This window comes from Azospirillum canadense, assembly GCF_025961225.1.
Classification (GTDB): domain Bacteria; phylum Pseudomonadota; class Alphaproteobacteria; order Azospirillales; family Azospirillaceae; genus Azospirillum; species Azospirillum canadense.
Genome location: NZ_JAOQNG010000005.1, coordinates 256,400 through 274,677, shown reverse-complemented (window position 1 = coordinate 274,677; position 18,278 = coordinate 256,400). Strand labels below are relative to the sequence as shown.

Here is an 18,278-nt window from a genome sequence, read left to right as displayed (position 1 = left end):
CATCATGGTGTCTGAAAGCTCTGGTACTCCAAGGTGCAAAGCGAGCTCACCCGAAGGGCGGCGTCAAGCAACGTCGCGAAATGACCAGGGCTTCGTCCCGGCAGGGACACCTCTCCGCCGCTGGGGCGGATCCCGAGGAACGATCAGGTGCTCATGCGACGGCCTCCTTGTCCGACCAGCGGAACTCGCCGCCGTTCACCCAGAGCCGATGCATCAGCACCGCCAACGTCCTGGCCAGCGCGACCTTCGCCTTTTTGAGGCCCACGCGCTTGGCCAGCCGCAGGCCCCAGGCGCGCAGCGCGCACCACCGTGTACAGCGCATCAGCAGCGCATTGGCCGCTTCGAACAGGTAGGTCCGCAGCAGCCGGTCGCCGCATTTGGAAATGCGTCCTGGGCTGTCCATCTCACCGGACTGGTAGCGCCTTGGTGTCAGGCCCAGGTAGGCACCGACGCTGCGGGACTTGGCAAACCGGTTGGGCGTGTCGATGGCCGTGGTGAAGGTCACCGCCGTCAACGCGCCCACCCCTGGAATGGTCATCAGCCGCCGGCACACCTCGCTGCGGCGAGCCTGGTCAATCAGGCACCGCTCGATCACGCTGATCTGTTCACCGAGCGTTTTCCAGACGGTCAGCAGCGCCTCGACCAACGGCCAGAGGGTGGGCTGGTCGCCAGCCAACGCGCGCACGTTTGCCTCGAACACGCTGCCGCGGCCTTTGTCGAGGACCAGACCGAAGGTCTTGAGCGTGCCGCGGATCAGGTTGCTGGTTTCGGTGCGCATGCCGACCAGCTGCGCTCGGGCTCCGACCAAGGCGCGGGTTTCGTGGCTGGGCAGGCTTTTGACGTCAACCTGCTTGTACCAGCCGGTGCGCACCACCTGGGCCAGCCCGAAAGCATCGTTGCGGTCGGTCTTGTTGAGCTGCATGGAAAGCGCCGCCTTGGCATGGCGGGCGTCCAGGCAGAGCACCGGCAGGCCGCGCTCGTGCAGTCCGTGCCAGAGCCAGGGCGTCAGCGGCCCCGTTTCCAAGCCGATGCGCGCCGCGTGCGGCGCCTTGGTGCGCAGTGTCGCGGCGATCGTCTCCGGTGCGGTGGGGCACTTGCCCTGCCAGAGCACTTTGCCGGCTTCTGAACCGCGCCGGGTTTCCCGGAGGCCGATTTGGTTGAGTCACGCCGCCATTGCGATGTCCTCAGCTTGGGCATAGTAGCGCGCTTCGGCCTCGGCGGGAGGTATATTGCCGATGGGTTCGAGCAGGCGTCGGTGATTGAACCAGTCCACCCATTCCAGAGTGGCGAACTCGACGGCTTCCGGGGTGCGCCATGGTCCGCGGCGGCGGATCACCTCGGTCTTGTAGAGACCGTTGATCGTCTCGGCCAAGGCGTTGTCGTACGAATCGCCGACGCTGCCCACGGAGGGTTCGACGCCCGCCTCGGTGAGACGTTCGGTGTACTTGATGGCAACGTATTGGGCGGATTCAAGCGGTCGTCGCAACAGCCTGATGCAGGAGGTTGCGATGAAGACACGGAAGCGGCGATCGGATCGATCTGGGCGGGCTCCTCAGCGGTCACCCGGCCGGCCCCCTTCGGCACGGCGGGAGGATTGTCGGCGGTTCTGGGCGGCGATCGCGACGGGACAAGCGAGCGAGGATGCGGCATCTCTGGCAAGCGTGTCGCCCGTGGTGGGAACACGGTGGTTCCGAGAGGCCGGGGGTATGCCACCAGCGAAGTTTGCGTCATCGGCGAAGCCGCCGTCGGGACGGTACTTGCAGTTTGCGGAGCGGGAGGAGATCGCGTTGCGGCGTGCCCAGGGGCTCGGCGTGCGGGAGATCGCTCGCCAGCTGGGGCGAGCGGCCTCGACCATTTCCCGGGAACTGCGGCGCAATGCCGCCACCCGCTCGGGCGGGTTGGAGTATCGGGCGACGACCGCGCAGTGGCACGCCGACCGTTCGGCGCGCCGGCCCAAACCGGCCAAGCTCGTAGTCAATCCAGTCCTGCGCGACTACGTGCAAGAGCGTCTGGCCGGCGCGGTGGTTGCCCCGGACGGCGTGGCGATCCCTGGGCCGGCCGTGACCTGGAAAGCTCGCCGCCATGGGCGTCGGCAGGACCGGCGGTGGGCCAAGGCGTGGAGCCCCGAACAGATCGCCCGACGCCTGCGGCTCGATTTTCCGGAGGACCCGACGATGCGCATCAGCCATGAGGCCATTTATCAGGCGCTGTTCATTCAAGGCCGAGGAGCATTGCGTCGCGAGCTTACCGCCTGCCTGCGGACCGGACGGACCCTGCGCGTTCCGATGGCGCGGACCCGCAAACGGGGCAAATCCTTCATCACGCCGGAGATCATGATCAGCCAACGCCCGACGGAGGTGGCGGATCGGGCGGTGCCGGGACACTGGGAGGGCGATCTCATCATCGGCCTGGGCGGCTCGGCGATCGGCACCTTGGTGGAACGGACGACACGGTTCACGATGCTGCTGCATCTGCCCCCGATGCCGGGGCACGCCAGTGGACCACGGGTCAAGAATGGGCCGGCGCTTGCCGGCCATGGTGCCGAGGCCGTCCGCGACGCCATCGCGCGCACGATCGCAACCTTGCCCGCACAGCTCCGCCGGTCGCTGACTTGGGATCAGGGGGCGGAGATGGCCCAACACGCCCATATCCGGATCGACACCGGGCTTTGCGTCTACTTCTGCGATCCGCGCAGTCCGTGGCAGCGCGGCACGAACGAGAACACCAATGGGCTGCTGCGTCAGTACTTCCCCAAGGGCACCGACCTCGCCGTGCATGACGCCGACACCCTGGCGGCCATCGCACTTGCCCTGAACACCAGACCCCGCAAAGCCCTTGGCTGGAAAACTCCAGCCGAGGCGCTGGACGAACTGCTCCAATCCATCGATAAGGGAGGACGGGAAGAGGCTGTTGCGACGACCGCTTGAATCCGCCCAATATGCCGCGGCGGAGTACCGCAAAGCCTTGAAGGCCCACGGCATCGTGCCGTCGATGAGCCGTAAGGGAAACTGTTGGGACAACGCGCCCATGGAAAGCTTTTTCGGAACGGCCAAGGCGGAGCTTGTCCACCAGCGGCGCTACCCAACACGCGAGGCCGCCAAACGGGACCTGTTCGCCTACATGGAAGGCTACTACAACCGCCAGTGGATCCACTCGGCTCTCGGCTACATCACCCCAGAGCAGGCCGAGCTTCGGGCCGCATAACCCGGTGTCCATTCTCCCGGGGGAAGCTCACCACGCTGCAACACGCCGCCACGCCGATACCGGCGAGGCCTTCCAGCGGCCCGTAACCGGCACGATGACCTTCAACAACAACGACGCGGTGATCGAGGCCGGACTGGCGGGGGCAGGACTGGAGCAACTCCACACCTACATGGCCGAACCGCATCTGAAATCAGGTGCGCTTACACAGGTGCTCAGCTCGACTTTGGCCATTTAGGCAGGGAAGCAGACGGCCTGGATGAGGCGGTTGAGGACGTCGGCGGGGAATTTCCCGCTCTCTGGGATCGGCGGTGAGGGCGGGAAAATCATATCGCTCCAGAGCCGGAATCGGACTTCGGCCAGCGCATCACTGAAGGTTGGTTCGGCCTTCGAGTACCATGACGCGCCGCGCGGCACGATGGCCGTGTCGCTCCGGATCGCGTCGGCCCACAGCGTCACGAGCGAGAACAGGCCGAGAAGTGCCGGAGTGGTGCGGGCGATGGCCGGATCCGACCATTGCCGCTGCGTCTCGACGCCGAGGTGGCGGCGCACCTCGGAGAAGGTCACCTCCACCGCCCAACGCCGCACAAACCAGCGCAGCACGTCCAGCGGATCGGCCTGCTGATCGGTGCACACAAAGCCCTGCGGGTCGAACGCGCCTTGGACATCGCGCACCAACACCCACCGGATCGGCAGTGGCGGCTTGCCGGGGTGATACCACACCGCGGTGCCGGACGTGATGTCCAGCTGGCGCTCGTCACCGCCATACCAGCAGCTGACCTGCACGCGCTGCCAGGCGGTCTTGGCATCGCCGACGCGCTGCTCCAGCGTGGGCAGCCGGGGCCCGGTGAGTGGTGCACGCCCACGCCGCCCCGGCGGGCGCGCCGAGGCGGGCTCGAACAGGCGGGCGTCCAAGCGCAAGCGGGTGATCACGGTGAGGTGCGCGCGCAGCTCGGCGAGCAACTCGATGACCGCGTCGCTGCTGTCCGCCACCGCGATGAGCTGCCGCTCGGGCGTCCAGCGGGCGACTTGGCGCAAGAGCTGACGCGCCCAGTTGGTGAGCGTCTTGTGACGCCGTCCGGTGTCCTTGGCAAAGCGCTCCGAGGGCGCCAGAGCGCTCAAGAACGGCAGAGCCCAGACGCGCCCCGCCCAGGGAATGGGGGTGAGCAGCATGACCACCACCCAGCGCAACCCGCTGGCTTTGACGAAGTGCCCATGGCTGGAGCGCACCGGGTCCCGGTAAATGCCGCGCGCCTTGATCTTTGTTCCCCAGCGGCGCTCGATCGTCTCGTCGATGCCGATCACCACCGGCCCCTGCGGCACGAAGCGGGCGAGCAGAAGCGCGAACAGCTGGCGGGCCAGCGCCCGGCTTGACCAGCGGTTCCGGTTGAGCACGCGATGGAAGGTGCTGAAGTTCGGGGCGTCCCGTCGCCCCATGATGCTCAAGGCGGCGGTAACGGTGCGCCGCCCCGGGGTGAGGATGGCGCCGCTGATCAGGACCAGCACATGCGGCCAGGTCGGTCGGGTGAAGTGGATAGCGAACGCGGCCATCCAGTGGGCCAGGCTGTTGGGAACGGGAGGGGTGGACATGCGGGCGGCTCGCGCGGAGGACACCCTCGGGCAACCCGGCTCCGGCGAGAGGATCACGATGAGCGGCGATGCCCTGCTCGAGCGCATCGAGGCGTTCAACCGAACGCGCGGTGGTGGCGTGGTCGTGCGCAAGATGACGCGCGGCTACACGCTGCTCAGCGAGCGCACTGGCGCGCCGGTGGCACGCTTCCGCCCAACCGGCGACACCGATAAGGTCCAGGTGCTCTGGTGGAACGGCGAACGCTGGGGCCCTTCAGGCCCCTTCGGCATCATGGCAATGCCACTCGACCGTGCCCTCGATTACGTCGCCAATGAACCGAATTTCTGGATCCACGCCTGACGCTCCACCACCCCAAATGGCCAAAGTCGAGCTCAGTGCCTATGCGGTCGATGGGCCTCCCATTTCCGTCCTGTTTCCGTCCACCAAACAACTTCCTCCCAAGGTCCGCGCCTTTATCGAGTTCGTGTCCGAAACACTGACTGAGGCGGTCCCCGTTTTCCGGAAAGTCCGATAAGCTTGCTTCGCCCGACGGAAAGGTCGATGCCCGTATGGTCGAAGGCAACGGTGCCGTTCATCGACTTTGTGAACCTGGAAAACCGACTTGACCGGATCAAGGCCGATGATCGTGGGCTGCTGACAACACCCCGGTAACGACTGTTTGCGCGACATCGCCGAGCGTAAGTTGCATCGGCTGAATGGCTTCGGGGGCTCGCTGCTGGTCGGGTCGGGGGCCTGTGTTTGGGCATTTGCATAAAAAAAGCCGCAGGCAGCGCCGCGCTTTTGCCGGTTCGGTACGAAGATCGCCGGCACGGCCACGTGTATGGTTCTTTGCGTCCGGCGGTGCTGCCCGCCTTGGAGAGAATGCCATGAAAGTCGTGATTGCCCCCGACTCCTATAAGGAAAGCCTGTCGGCGCTCGACGTTGCCACCCACATCGAAGCGGGCTTCCGGGAGGTCTTTCCGGACGCAACCTACCTCAAGGTTCCGGTCGCCGATGGCGGGGAGGGAACAGTCGAGGCCATGGTGGCGGCAACCGGCGGCACGCTCATCCGCAAGACGGTGACGGGACCGCTCGGCGAGCCGGTGGAAGCCTTCTACGGCATGACTGGCGACGGCAAGACGGCGGTCATCGAAATGGCGGCGGCAAGCGGCCTGATGCTCGTCGAACCGGCTCGGCGCAATCCGCTCGTCACCACGACCTACGGCATGGGTGAACTGATTCTCGCGGCGTTGGATCAGGGAGCGCGGCGCTTCATCCTCGGGATCGGCGGCAGCGCGACCAACGACGGCGGCGCCGGCATGGTCCAGGCGCTCGGAGGGCGGCTGATCGACGCCACCGGACGCGAGCTGGGGCGCGGTGGCGGCGCGCTGTCGGACCTCGCCCGCATCGACGTCAGCGGCCTGGATCCGCGAATCAGTGAGGTCCGGATCGACGTTGCCTGCGACGTCGACAACCCGCTGATCGGACCGAATGGCGCCTCTGCCGTGTTCGGCCCGCAAAAGGGCGCTACGCCGGCGATGGTGGCGCAGCTCGACGCGAACCTCGCCCATTACGCAGCAATCACCCGCGAGCAGTTGGGCATCGACATGGCGCAACGGCCGGGCGGCGGCGCGGCCGGCGGTCTGGGCGCCTCGATGTTCGCTTTCCTCGGCGCCGACTTGTGTCCCGGCGTGGAGATCGTCACCAACGCCGTCGGGCTGGACGCCATCGTGGCCGGCGCCGACCTGGTGATCACCGGCGAGGGCCGCATCGACAGCCAGACCGTCCACGGAAAGACGCCGATCGGCGTTGCGCGGGTGGCTAGGCGTCACGGCAAGCCGGTGATCGGCATCGCCGGCAGCCTCGGCCCCGATGCCGATGCCGTCCATGACCATGGGATCGACGCGGTCTTCAGCGTCCTCAACCGCGTCTGCACGATCGAGCAGGCGTTGGGCGGTGGGGAGGAAAACCTGCGGCAGGCCGCGCGGAACGTGGCGGCGGCGCTGCAACTCGGCATGATCCTCTCCACCCGCTTGTCCGTCAGGTAAACGCCTTGCCGAGGCGGCCGGGCATCGTTGCGGCCGCACCGCGTGATCCGTCGACAGCCGGAACGATCAATCACAGGAGGTGACCCATGCCCACGCTGCCGCCCATGCCGTCACCGGGAGCCATGTTCGAGGGGTACTGCCGCACCAAAGCCGCGGCGATCTACAGCGAGCTGCGCGGCGAAATCATCTCTCTGAAGCGCCGGCCCGGCGACACCCTGACGCCGAAGCGGATCGCCAAAGCCTACGGTGTCAGCCTTATGCCGGTCCGCGAGGCGATGTGGAAGCTGGAAACCGATGGGCTGATCACATCGGTGGTTGCGCGCGGCACCGTCGTCGCCCGCATCCCACTGAACACGCTGCCGACCGCCTTCGAGGCGCGCAAGGTGCTGGAGCAGAAGGCCGTACGCACCGCGGCCGAGCGCGCCACATCCGCGGACATCGCCCGGTTGCGCCTCAGCCTTGAACTCCAGCGCGAAGCGATCCAGGACGGCGACGATGACGCCTTCTTCCGGGCCGACGAGGACTTCCATGCCCTGATCACCCAGGTCTCCGGCTATCCCGCCTTCTGGCCGGTGGTGCAGAAAACCAGGATGCAGATCGACCGCTGCCTTCGTCTGGCCAGGTCGGAGCACAAGAAGACCAAGACATTCCTGGCCGGCCACGAGGCCATCGTCGGGGCCATCGCCGCATGCGACCCGGACAAGGCGGTGCGAGCCCTGGCCGGGCATTTCGGCGGCATCAAGTCCGGCGTGCAGGAAGCCATCAGCCGCAACCCGGACTGTTTCGACGGGGAGGACAACCACTTGGCCCTGCGGTGTGGCTGGCCGTGATGCGGGAGCGCGGCGCCATCCTTCCATCCCGCAAGGGCGCTACCGCCCACCCCGCCCGTGGATTACCATTCGACGGCCGAGTTGTTCTTCGTTCGCCTGAGGACAGGAAAGTCACGGATGCTTCAGATCGAACGCTCGCTGGCACAGGCCATCGTCGACCGGACGATGGATATCATCGACTGCAACGTCAACGTGATGGACAGCAACGGCGTGATCGTCGCGAGCGGTGACCGGTCGCGCGTCGGCCAGATCCACCAGGGGGCGTTGCTGGTCCTGTCGAAGCAGGGCTCGGTGGAAATCGACGCCGGCTTGGCGGGCAAGCTCGACGGGGCGCGAACCGGGATGAACCTGCCGCTGCGGTCGGAGGGCCGGATCGTCGGTTGCGTCGGCCTGACCGGCAACCCGGACGAGATCCGCCAGCACGCCGAGCTGGTGCGGATGGCGGCAGAGACGATGCTGGAGCAGGCGCACCTGCTCAGTCTGCTCGCCCACGACGCCCGCCTGCGCGAAGAGCTGGTGCTCAGCCTGATCCGCGACACGGTACCGCCTCCGGCCCTTGCCGACTGGGCGAAGCGGCTCGGCATCGACATCACACTGCCGCGCGTCGCCGCGGTCGTCGAGGTCGATAGCGGGACGATGGACGTCGATGAGGTGCTGGTCGAGTTGCAGCGTCTGCATCATCTGCTCAGCACGACGGCGCGGGAGAACCTGATCGCGACGGTGTCGCTCAACGAGTTGGTGGTCCTGAAACCGGCGCTGAACGGCAAGGGGCAATGGGACCTCTCCGCACAGCGGCAACGGGCGGAAAGCCTGCTGGCGCGCATGCGCGAAGGCAGCGCGCTCGACGTCCGCTTGGCGCTCGGCCAGTATTTTCCGAACGGGGGTGGGCTGGCGCGCTCCTATCAGGTCGCCCGCGCGACCCTGGCCATCGGCAAGACGCTCCACCCGGACGCCCGCGCCCACGTCTACGCGGACATGGTGCTGCCCGTCCTTCTGGACGGCCTGCGCCAGGGCTGGCAGGCGGAGGAACTGATGGCGCCGCTTACCCCCGTGATGCGGCACGACCGCCATGGCCAGCTGGTCCGCACCCTGTTCACCTGGTTCGACAGCGGCATGCAGATGACGGCTACAGCGAAGGCGCTGAACATCCATCGCAACACGCTCGACTACCGCATGCAGCGCATCCAGGAGATCAGCGGCCTCGACCTTGCCAACACCGAGGATTGCGTGCGCCTGTACCTCGGTCTGCAGATGATCCCGGCGGGAAAGGGCAAGCCGACGCAGGGCGGCGGAATCGCAATCGCGGCGCAGGGGAACCGGAACGCGGCCCGGACATGACGGATGATGTTGGGCCGGGCCGCCACCTATACCGGCACCACCGCGGTGTGGTTCGCCACACTGGACGGTGCCGGCGTATCGTCAGACAGCCTAATGTCAGACGGCGGAGCGGCAACGCGAGAGGCACGTATCGAGCACCTCGTCCATGGGCCGGGCCCACCAGTGCTCGGAAAAGATTTCGACTTCGATGTGACCGATGCCGGCTTCGGCTTCAACCCAGCCCCGGATCTTGGGGATGTCGATGACGCCGTCACCCATCATGCCGCGGTCCTGCAACAGGTCGATGGTTGGCACCAGCCAATCGCACACATGAAAGGCCAGCAGCCGCTTCTTGCCCGCGCGTTGGATCTGCGTCTCCAACTCCGGGTCCCACCACACGTGGTAGACATCCACCGCCACCCCAAGCAGCCCCGTGCGCCCGGAATCCAGGCGGTCACAGAGATCAAGCGCGTGACGCATCGTATTCACGCAAGAACGGTCAGCCGCATACATCGGGTGGAGCGGCTCGATAGCCAGCGGCAGATTGGCATCACGGGCATACTCCAGCAGCTCGGATAGTCCATCCTCCACTTGCGTCTGCGCCTGCATCAGGTTCTTCGTCGGTGCAGAACCGGGCCGGGAAAATTGCGGCAGCCCGCCGACCACCAGCACGAGGCAGGGCGCGCCCAGCGCCGCCGCCTCGTCCACCGCACGACGGTTGTCGTCGCGCACCTCCGCACGGCGGTCGGGGTTGGCAGGGAACATGCCGCCGCGGCAGTAGCCGGACAGGGCGAGGTCGTTCTCCCGCACCGCCCGTACCGCCCGCTCCAACCCCACCGCGGCGACTTGATCGCGCCACGGAGCGACCGCGCGGATGCCGTGTCGGGCACAAGCCTCCATGATCTGGACAAGGTCACCCTGTTTGCGCACCGTCGCGGTGTTGATCGACAGTCGGGTCTCAATGTTCTGGTGCATCAGTCGATCCCCCGCACCGCGAGCACGGCCTGCATGCGTTTGACAGCGCGCGCGGGGTCCGCGAGCAGGCCTGCCCGATCCGCAAGCCGGAAGAGGTCGGCTAGATGCAGGGTCGACCGGGCGCTCTCTTGCCCGGCAACCATGGTGAAGTGATCCTGATGACCGTTCAGGTAGGCCATGAAGACAACACCCGTTTTGTAGAAGCGGGTCGGCGCCTTGAAGATGTGGCGCGACAGCGGAACGGTTGGCTCCAGAATGGCGTGGAACCGGGCCTCGTTGCCGTCCGCAAGCGCGCTCAACGCCGCCGAGGCGGCCGGAGCGATGGCGTCGAAGATGCCGAGAAGCGCATGGGAATAGCCCTGTGCGTCACCGGCAATCATCTCCGCGTAGTTGAAGTCATCGCCCGTATACATGCGCACGCCCACCGGCAGACGGCTGCGCAGCGCAATTTCCTTGTTCTTGTCGAGCAGCGAGATCTTGATGCCGTCGATTTTGGCCGCGCAATCGTTGATGAGGCCAACCACCACATTCATGGCCTCATCCGTGTTGGCGCTGCCCCAATACCCGACGAGCGCCGGATCAAACATATCGCCGAGCCAATGCAGAATCACCGGCTGATGAACCTGCGCCAGGATGTGGCTGTAGACGCGGATGTAGTCCTCCGGGGAACGGGCCACGCGAGCGAGCGCTCGGGACGCCATCAGGATGATCCGCCCGCCCAACGCCTCGACCGCGCCGACCTGTTCTTCATAGGCGCGGATGACGTCGTCGACGCTGCGGGCCTCTTCGGGCGCGAGGTGATCGGTGCCAGCGCCGCTGAACACCAGCGCGCCGCCACGCGCTTTGGCGGCGGCCACCGTGCGACGGATCAGGTCCAACGAGTCCGGCCAGCTCATGCCCATGCCGCGCTGCGCGGTGTCCATCGCTTCCGCAACGCCGAAGCCGAGATCCCAAAGGTGCTCACGGAAGGCCATGGTCCGATCCCAGTCGATGGCCGGAGCCAGCCACGGATCGCTGTCCGCCAATGGGTCGACCACCATGTGAGCGGCGGCAAAAGCCACACGATTGAACGGAGCGTGCGCCCGCTGCGGGAATCCATCCGACTGTTGTACGGTGTAGGTCTCAATAGAACGATCAGAATTCGGCAGGCGAATGGAAATGTTCATTGCACAGATCCTTCAGTTGGCATGCGCTCGCATTCTTCGATGCTGCCGTCATACTCGATGGGACGATCCGGTCCCTGCAGTGATGCCTCTGCTGCCATCACTTGAACGACTGCATGGGCATTGTTGCGACGTTTTCCACAATTGGACGGAACGGCATGCCGGCCAGGACGTCCCGCTCCACGTCAATGCCGGGGGCAACCTCCATAAGCTGCAACCCACGGGTCGTCAGCTTGAACACCGCGCGCTCGGTGATGTAGAGGACCTCCTGCCCGTGCTGGCGTGCGAACTCCGCGCTGAAGGTGACCCGCTCAACGCGTTCGACGAATTTTCGAACGCGCCCGGGCTGGAGGACCCGCAACGTTCCATCCGTGAAGTCGAGCCGACTTCCCTGGGCATCAAATGCACCGCAGAAGACGACCTTTTTGGCGTTCTGCGCGATCTCGATGAACCCGCCTGGCCCGATCAGGTTGCCGCCGAGATGGGACACGTTGACATTGCCTTCGGCATCGATCTCGCCCATTCCCAAGAACGCGATGTCGATCCCTCCGCCGCTGTAATAGTCGAACTGCTCGATCGACGGCAGAATGGCGTCCATGTTGCGTGCCGCCCCGAACAACGCATCATCGAGCATGGAGCCGTTGTGCACGCCCTGTTCGACGCTCATCCACAAGCGGTCGCGGGAGCCTTCCTCGGCGATGACCCCGAAGATGCCGCCGGGCATGCCAAAGCCGAAATTGAGAGACGCTCCGGCCTTGAGTTCGAGTGCGGCGCGGCGCGCGATGATCCGCCTTTCCAGCTTCTCCGGGATTTCAGGCCGATCGTTGACGAGAAGCGCGCGTCGTGCGCCGCTGACGGTCGTGTCGTACCCACGACCGTAAAAGAGAGTTTGATCGGGATCCTGGACAATGGCATCCACCATGATCCCGGGTATTCGGACGCTCCGCGGATGCAATCCTCCAGCTTCAACCAACTGGCGGACCTGGGCCAGGACAACACCGCCGCTGTTATGGGCCGCCAGCGCCACGGTGTGAATATCCAGGTCAACGGCCTCTTCCTCAGGACTGATGTTGCCACGCGCGTCGGCATATGTGCCGCGAACGATCGCAACGTCGACTTTGAAAGGCCTGTAGTGCAAGACTTCCTTACCATCGACGATCAACAAATTGACCAGCTCGTCTTTGCTGCGGGAGTTGCATCGCCCGCCGTCCTGCCGGGGATCGACGAAGGTGTTCAAGCCTGAGTGGGTAAACAGGCCGGGGCGCCCGGCTCCGATCTCGCGGAGAAGATGTTGGATCACACCACCGGGAAAGCAGTAGGCCTCGACCTTCTCCTCTCGGATCAACTCCTGCATCCGCCGAGACCAGGTGAAGTGCGCTGCGATCACCCTGCGGATCATTCCCTCATGGGCGAAGCGGTTTGTGCCAAGTTCGCCGCGGTCGCCAATGCCCAGGGAATGAACGAGGGTCAAATCCCGCGGGTGCCCCGTGGTCAGGAAGCGCTCTTCGATGGCCGCAAAGATCGCTTCGCCGGAAACCATACCGGCGCCGTTCCCCGAGATGGCCACAGTGTCGCCATCCTTGACCAGCATCGCCGCTTCCGCAGCGCTGACAAACTTGCTCATGGTTAGGGTCCTTTGATGTCGAGAAGCGGCGTATCAGCGATTGCGAAAAACCGGCTTTCGCTTTTCGATGAAAGCGTTCACGCCTTCCTTGCAATCATCGGTGCCGGCCGCCTGCGCGACAGCGCTCGCATGATGGTGCCGGAGGTCCTGGTGCATCGTTCCGAGCAGGCCTTTGACGAGCGCCAGGGCGGAAGGTCCGTTGGAGGTCAACCGGTCGATCCAGTCCGTGACCTGCTGGTCCAGGCTTTCCTCATTCTCGACGACCGCCGTCACCAGGCCCCACTCGTATGCCACGTCCGCGGTGATGGGTGACCCGAGCAGCAGCATGTGCCGCGCTCTGGAGGGACCTATGAGTTCGGCCAACTTGCTGGTTCCCTGCCATCCGGGGATCATGCCAAGCGTTACTTCCGGGGAACCGAGTTTGGCGTTCTTCACGGCCACGCGCAGGTCGGCCGCCATCGCCAGCTCCAGCCCCCCTCCAAGTGTGTGCCCCGACAGCCCAGCGATCACTGGCTGCGGCATTGCCGCCAGGCGCTCAAAAACGTCGATTCCACGCAGGATCCAGTCACGCCCCATATCATGAGGGTTTAGGCGCCCCCAGGCCTCAATATCGCCGCCGGTGCAGAAGAAGCGGCCTTTGGCACGGAGCACGACGGCGCGAATGTTTCTATCGGCTGCCACGTGGCGGAGGATTTCGTCGATCCGCTCCAACATTGGCATCGTCAGAGCATTGCCTTTGTCAGGCCGATTGAGGGTGATCAGCGCCCACTCAACCTCATTTCTTGGAAGCCGTTCGAACAGCACATGTTCGTCCATCGTCTCAGTATTCCTTAACAAGCGGTCTTATTTGACCGAACGCAGACGTCAGAAGGCTCTTCTTCGGGATGCAGTCACAGCTTGTGGGCATGGAGCGTGTCGACTTCGACAGTCCCGGTGCGCGCACCATGCCTGGCAAGCTGCGTGTGGGCGATACGGCGAATTTTCATAAAGCGTCCCCCTCCGCAGGCGGCACCCTTGGGGACCTTGCTAGATCGATCTAGAGAAGGCGTGCGCCTAAGGTGGCGTACTGCCTCTGCTCGTATAGTTGATCGATCTAGTATCGCGGTCAACAAAAGCACATCGGAGGAAGACGCTATCAGCGTGGCAAACGGCGGTCAAGGCCGATCGAAACTCTCTTCAACGGCCCCAGTTGCCGTATGCAATCTAACGGTCCGGCTCTGCTTTCGCTCCCCCAGGACGACGAGGATCACAATGAAAGCGGTCATGTCGAAGAGCGACAAGCACACAAACAGCGGCTCGTAACCGATCACACTGGCCAATTGACCAATGACCAGCGAGAAACACATCCCGCCCAGCCATCCGACCATCCCCGCGGAACCAGTTGCGGTCGCAACATCGCGCTTCTCGAACGTGTCCGTCGTGAGGGCGTACAGAAGGCTGGAGATCATCTGATGGGCAAATCCACCGATCGAGAAGAGGATGATAGCCATGATGGGGCTGGAGAACAGCCCGATCAGCCCTGGTCCGATCATGCATATCGCACCGACACCGACACCCGCGATTCGTGAATTCACGCGCGTCATTTTGAACTTGCCATTGAAGAAGGCCGCCATGTAGCCGCTTAGGATCGACCCAACATCAGCGAGAAGAAACGGAAGCCAAGCAAACAATGCAAATTGCTTGATGTCCATTCCCTTTGAATTGATCATGTACAAGGGGATCCAGAAGCTGAAGGTTTGCCACGCCGGCTCCGTGAGGAAGCGAGCCGCCGCAATTCCCCAAAATTTGCGCTTAGCGATCACCCGCTTCACCGACGGCTTCTCGCGTTTTTGCTCAGGCGCTTGACCATCCAGAATATAAGCCCGCTCCTCAGCGCCCAGACGGGGATGGTGTTCCGGATTGTTGTACCATCGCAGCCAAATGAAGGAGAGGATGACGCCCAACAAGCCCGTCACGACGAAAGCGGCTTTCCAACCCCAGGTCAAAGACAGCCAAATGACCAAGGGAGGAGCGATCATCGCTCCGATGGATGTGCCGGTGGTGACCCAACCGGTGGCGATCGCTCGCTCGTGGGACGGAAACCAAAGGGACGCCGTTTTGACCCCGGACGGCAGGGCCGCCGCTTCACTGATCCCCAAAAGGCCGCGAAAAAACGCCATCGCTTGCCAATTACCGGCAAACCCGTGCAGGGCAGCCGCAATGCCCCACACCAATGCGAAGAAAGCGTATCCGGCTTTAAGGCCGATCAGGTCCGTCACATAGCCGGCGAGTGGCTGCATCAGGGCATAGCAGAATTGAAATGCCCCAACCACATAGGAATATTGCTCAGTGGTGAAGTTCAATTCGGTCTTGAGCTGAGGCGCCAACACGCCCAACGCATTGCGGTCAATATAGTTGATGACCGTTCCCAATACGATGAATGCCAGGATCATCCATCGTGTACCGATTTTGCGCTTCATGGTTTCCCCCTAGAGTGTAAGCGCTGCACAAGGCATGCGTAAGGACGCCCTGCCAGTTGAGGAGGTGGTCAGCTATGCCTTTGATGGTGGAGGTGAGTGCAGACTGGAATGATGATCGACGACACCGATCGCGGGACGCTCCGCTCAGCGGTGCGGTTGCTGCAGTTCCCCATGTTTGGGTGGGATGAACGCCGTGGCGCGCTCACGACGCGCCTCGAGGTCAGCGTTGACGGACTCCACAGCCAGGCACCCGCCGCGTTGCGAGCCAAGCAATTGCTTGGCCTGCGCGCACCGGCCTTCCGGCTCCGCCAGCGTGTTTCGTGATGCTCAATTCGGTGTCCTCCTGCCTGCGCAGCGGGGATTTGGCCACTGATCGCTATAACGATCTAGAAAGCTGTACTGCTGGCCTCGTCTCACGTCTCTCGCGACTTTACTAGATCGATCTAGAAAACGCTTGATCAGAAAGGGCGGTGCGGGTAGGGTCTTATCAGCCCCACAAACCGGTGTCAACGGCGATTGCGGACCCGGTCAACGAATTCCTTTGAAGGAGCCGCCTTTGATCAACATCGCCGAGCCATTATCAACGTTCACGGCACCGCCTGGACGCCGGTGCGCGCCCTCCCGAGCACCGTTCCGTCGCCAAGCGCTTCTCAGGTGACGCGGCGGTGGAGCGCACCGCCACAGCCGTCCCAGACAGAACCACGGCCTTCCACCAAATTCGACGCATGATCATGGTCTGGCGCCCGCTGACCACACAAGGAGGCGTACAATGACTTCTCCCCTTTGCTCCCGCCCCGCCGCGCTGGTGACCGGCGGACGCCGTGGCATCGGCCGCGCCATTGCCGTGGCGCTCGCCGGGCATGGCTTTGACGTGGTGCTGAACGACCTCGAACACGACTCTGATGTCGATGCCACGCTGGCGCAATTGGAAGCCGCCGGCGCACGCAGCACCTTTGTTGCTGGCGATATCTCCGACCTGAGTGGTCATACCGCCCTGGTCGAGAAGGCATGGTCTGCCTTTGACGGCCTGGAATGCTTGGTCAACAACGCCGGTGTTTCGGTCGCCCAACGCGGTGACCTGCTGGATGCGACCCCCGAAAGCTTTGATCGGCTGATCCGGATCAATCTGCGTGGCCCGTACTTTCTGACCCAGGCGGTGGCACGACGCATGCTGGACGCCGAAGGTGGACGTAGTCCTCGTTCCATTGTCAACGTCACCTCGGCCAACGCCTTCGCAGCCTCGCCCGATCGCGGGGAGTACTGCGTTTCCAAAATCAGCCTGTCGATGATGACCAAGCTCTATGCCCTGCGCCTCGCGGGCCATGGAATCGCCGTGCACGAGGTTCGCCCGGGCGTCATCCGCACCGCGATGACAGCCGTTGCACAGGAACGCTACGACCGCTTGATTGGCGACGGCCTGACCCCGATCGCTCGCTGGGGCGAGCCGGAGGACGTCGGACGGACCGTGGCCACCCTGGCCAGCGGCGCTTTGCCGTTCTCGACCGGCGATGCCTTCCATGTCGACGGCGGGCTGCACATTCCGAAACTTTGATCGTGGCCGCCACGGGTTCGGCCATGGCATCCTGTCGAATGCTCAGGACCATGGCCGGATACCGAGGAACGACGCCCCAATGAACGACCAGCACCGCCGTGACAACATTCCGGAGAACGAGGAGATGCCGGACACCGTGGCCCACCGCGCGCCCTCCGGGCGCCGTGTAACGCTGGTCGATATTGCTCAGGACGCCAAGGTGTCACGCGCCACCGTCTCGCTGGTGCTGCGCAACAGCACGCAGATACCCGAGGCCACCAGCGAACGTGTGCGTGCCTCAATGGCGCGGCTCGGGTACGTTTACAACCGCGGCGCGGCCAGCCTGCGCACCGAACTGTCACACACCGTCGGGATCGTGGTGCCCGACATCACCAACCCCTACTTTGCCGAGAAAGTCGCCGCCATCGAAACGGCGTTGCGCCCGCTCGACCGTATTCCTTTTCTCAACAACTCCCGCGAAGACGCAGCGCTGCAGGATCGCTTTCTCGACACGCTGCGCGAACACAATGTCGAAGGCATACTCCTCTGCCCCAGCCGCGATAGCACGGCCGATTCCCTGCAGCGCGTGCTCAAATGGCGCCTGCCGCTGATCCAGTTTTCGCGCTATGTCCCAGGCGTCGAAGCCGACTACGTCGGCGCCGACAACGATCGCGGCGTGCGCCATGCCGTTGAACATCTGATCGGGCTCGGTCACCGGCGCATCGCCTTCATAGGGGCCAATCCCGACACGTCGACCGGCCGCGAGCGCGAGGCCGGCTGGCGCGCCGCGCTGAACGCGGCCGGGCTCACGCCCGACCCGGACTTGGTGATCGCTTGCCCGGCCACGCGCGACGACGGAATGAACACCGTCCTGCGCCTGCTCGGCCGTCCGAACCCGCCGACCGCGGCCATGTGCTTCAACGACGTTCTGGCGATCGGCGTTATGCTCGGCCTTCGCTACATCGACCGGGAGCCCGGACGCGACTTCAGCGTGATCGGATGCGACAACATCGCGGAGACGGCGCTTTGGCGTCCTGCGCTGACCACGATCGCCATCCCTTATCTCGACATCGGCACCACGGCCACGAACCAATTGATGAGGCGTATCGCTGACCCCGATCGTCCGGCGGAACGAATCATTCTGGATACCGGTCTCGTCATACGCGCCAGCACCGCTCCACCACCGGCCCCCCCGAAAAGGAAGCGAACCTGAGCTGGTCTTTGCACGTTTTGAGCGTTTAAGGTCAGGCGTTGATCCAGAAGAAGCCCTCGGTGGCGATGAAGTCGAGCGCCTCGTCGAGCGGCATGATGACCCGCCCGAAGTCGCCGGGAGTAGCCCAGGCATCGCTGCGCCACCAGAGCACCTGAACCGTGTCGTCGCGTCCGGTCGGGCGCAGCCGAGCGACCGGCTCGCCGGTGCGGTGGCTGTCGAGCGTAGAGCCACGGTTGGCGCGCACCACCTCGACCCCGCCACGCGGAAAGGCGAAGGCCGCGATGCGCTCGCGCAGCGCGTCGGGTTTGCCCGCCATCGTGATCTCCTCCACCGGCCCGGGTTGCCCT

17 protein-coding genes and 2 pseudogenes are annotated in these 18,278 nt (G+C 64.5%); 10 read left to right on the top strand and 9 right to left on the bottom strand.

Annotation, left to right across the window (positions count from 1 at the left end; all coding sequences use genetic code 11):
- Window positions 1–151 precede the first annotated feature (151 nt).
- Both M2351_RS25905 and M2351_RS25900 read right to left on the bottom strand, forming a co-directional pair.
- Entirely contained in the window at window positions 152–1,111 is a 960-nt protein-coding gene (locus tag M2351_RS25905; protein ID WP_264658932.1) for an IS110 family RNA-guided transposase, read from the bottom strand.
- Window positions 1,112–1,162: 51 nt separating this feature from the next.
- Window positions 1,163–1,465: pseudogene (locus M2351_RS25900) on the bottom strand (integrase core domain-containing protein); the annotation flags it as partial.
- Between the two features lie 43 nt (window positions 1,466–1,508).
- On the opposite strand from M2351_RS25900, the gene M2351_RS25895 reads away from it, so the two are divergent.
- The 3 genes and pseudogenes from M2351_RS25895 (at window position 1,509) to M2351_RS25885 (ending at window position 3,439) form a co-directional block, all read left to right on the top strand.
- Window positions 1,509–2,927, top strand: a complete 1,419-nt coding sequence (locus tag M2351_RS25895; protein ID WP_264658931.1) for an IS30 family transposase — start codon at window positions 1,509–1,511, stop codon at window positions 2,925–2,927.
- Window positions 2,928–2,931: 4 nt separating this feature from the next.
- A pseudogene (locus M2351_RS25890) lies at window positions 2,932–3,204 on the top strand (integrase core domain-containing protein); the annotation flags it as partial.
- 4 nt (window positions 3,205–3,208) lie between these two features.
- Window positions 3,209–3,439, top strand: a complete 231-nt coding sequence (locus M2351_RS25885) for a type 2 periplasmic-binding domain-containing protein (RefSeq protein ID WP_264658930.1) — start codon at window positions 3,209–3,211, stop codon at window positions 3,437–3,439.
- Here M2351_RS25885 and M2351_RS25880 read toward each other — a convergent pair.
- Entirely contained in the window at window positions 3,436–4,791 is a 1,356-nt protein-coding gene (locus tag M2351_RS25880) for an IS701 family transposase (RefSeq protein WP_264658929.1), read from the bottom strand. The two genes, M2351_RS25885 and M2351_RS25880, sit on opposite strands and share 4 nt — an antisense overlap.
- On the opposite strand from M2351_RS25880, the gene M2351_RS25875 reads away from it, so the two are divergent.
- From M2351_RS25875 to M2351_RS25860, 4 genes are all read left to right on the top strand, one after another.
- Window positions 4,790–5,131 (top strand): hypothetical protein, encoded by a 342-nt coding sequence (locus M2351_RS25875; RefSeq protein WP_264658928.1) that lies wholly within the window; start codon window positions 4,790–4,792, stop codon window positions 5,129–5,131. The genes M2351_RS25880 and M2351_RS25875 overlap by 2 nt on opposite strands.
- A 527-nt stretch (window positions 5,132–5,658) precedes the next feature.
- A complete protein-coding gene (locus M2351_RS25870; protein ID WP_264658927.1) occupies window positions 5,659–6,819 on the top strand; it encodes a glycerate kinase in 1,161 nt (386 codons plus the stop codon).
- An 86-nt stretch (window positions 6,820–6,905) separates the two neighbouring features.
- On the top strand, window positions 6,906–7,649 hold the full coding sequence (locus M2351_RS25865) for a GntR family transcriptional regulator (RefSeq protein ID WP_264658926.1): 744 nt from the start codon (window positions 6,906–6,908) through the stop codon (window positions 7,647–7,649).
- A 117-nt stretch (window positions 7,650–7,766) separates the two neighbouring features.
- Window positions 7,767–8,987: a sugar diacid recognition domain-containing protein gene (locus M2351_RS25860; protein ID WP_264658925.1), complete on the top strand. Its 1,221-nt coding sequence runs from the start codon at window positions 7,767–7,769 to the stop codon at window positions 8,985–8,987.
- Window positions 8,988–9,083: 96 nt separating this feature from the next.
- On the opposite strand, the gene M2351_RS25855 is transcribed toward M2351_RS25860, so the two are convergent.
- The 5 genes from M2351_RS25855 to M2351_RS25835 form a co-directional block, all read right to left on the bottom strand.
- Window positions 9,084–9,941 (bottom strand): sugar phosphate isomerase/epimerase family protein, encoded by an 858-nt coding sequence (locus M2351_RS25855; protein ID WP_264658924.1) that lies wholly within the window; start codon window positions 9,939–9,941, stop codon window positions 9,084–9,086.
- The gene (locus tag M2351_RS25850) at window positions 9,941–11,107 is read right to left on the bottom strand and encodes a dihydrodipicolinate synthase family protein (RefSeq protein WP_264658923.1); all 1,167 of its coding nucleotides are present in this window, start codon (window positions 11,105–11,107) and stop codon (window positions 9,941–9,943) included. The genes M2351_RS25855 and M2351_RS25850 overlap by 1 nt, the downstream gene beginning before the upstream one ends.
- Before the next feature lie 97 nt (window positions 11,108–11,204).
- Window positions 11,205–12,728: an acyl CoA:acetate/3-ketoacid CoA transferase gene (locus tag M2351_RS25845; RefSeq protein ID WP_264658922.1), complete on the bottom strand. Its 1,524-nt coding sequence runs from the start codon at window positions 12,726–12,728 to the stop codon at window positions 11,205–11,207.
- Window positions 12,729–12,761: 33 nt separating this feature from the next.
- Window positions 12,762–13,544: an enoyl-CoA hydratase/isomerase family protein gene (locus tag M2351_RS25840; protein ID WP_264658921.1), complete on the bottom strand. Its 783-nt coding sequence runs from the start codon at window positions 13,542–13,544 to the stop codon at window positions 12,762–12,764.
- Between the two features lie 338 nt (window positions 13,545–13,882).
- Window positions 13,883–15,187: an MFS transporter gene (locus tag M2351_RS25835; protein WP_264658920.1), complete on the bottom strand. Its 1,305-nt coding sequence runs from the start codon at window positions 15,185–15,187 to the stop codon at window positions 13,883–13,885.
- Between the two features lie 108 nt (window positions 15,188–15,295).
- Between M2351_RS25835 and M2351_RS25830 the strand changes: the two genes are divergently transcribed.
- The 3 genes from M2351_RS25830 (at window position 15,296) to M2351_RS25820 (ending at window position 17,931) form a co-directional block, all read left to right on the top strand.
- A complete protein-coding gene (locus tag M2351_RS25830; RefSeq protein WP_264658919.1) occupies window positions 15,296–15,511 on the top strand; it encodes a hypothetical protein in 216 nt (71 codons plus the stop codon).
- A 445-nt stretch (window positions 15,512–15,956) separates the two neighbouring features.
- Window positions 15,957–16,739 (top strand): 3-ketoacyl-ACP reductase, encoded by a 783-nt coding sequence (locus M2351_RS25825; RefSeq protein WP_264658918.1) that lies wholly within the window; start codon window positions 15,957–15,959, stop codon window positions 16,737–16,739.
- Between the two features lie 79 nt (window positions 16,740–16,818).
- Window positions 16,819–17,931: a LacI family DNA-binding transcriptional regulator gene (locus M2351_RS25820; RefSeq protein ID WP_264658917.1), complete on the top strand. Its 1,113-nt coding sequence runs from the start codon at window positions 16,819–16,821 to the stop codon at window positions 17,929–17,931.
- 31 nt (window positions 17,932–17,962) lie between these two features.
- Here M2351_RS25820 and M2351_RS25815 read toward each other — a convergent pair whose 3' ends face one another.
- Entirely contained in the window at window positions 17,963–18,247 is a 285-nt protein-coding gene (locus M2351_RS25815; RefSeq protein ID WP_264658916.1) for a hypothetical protein, read from the bottom strand.
- Window positions 18,248–18,278: the final 31 nt, after the last annotated feature.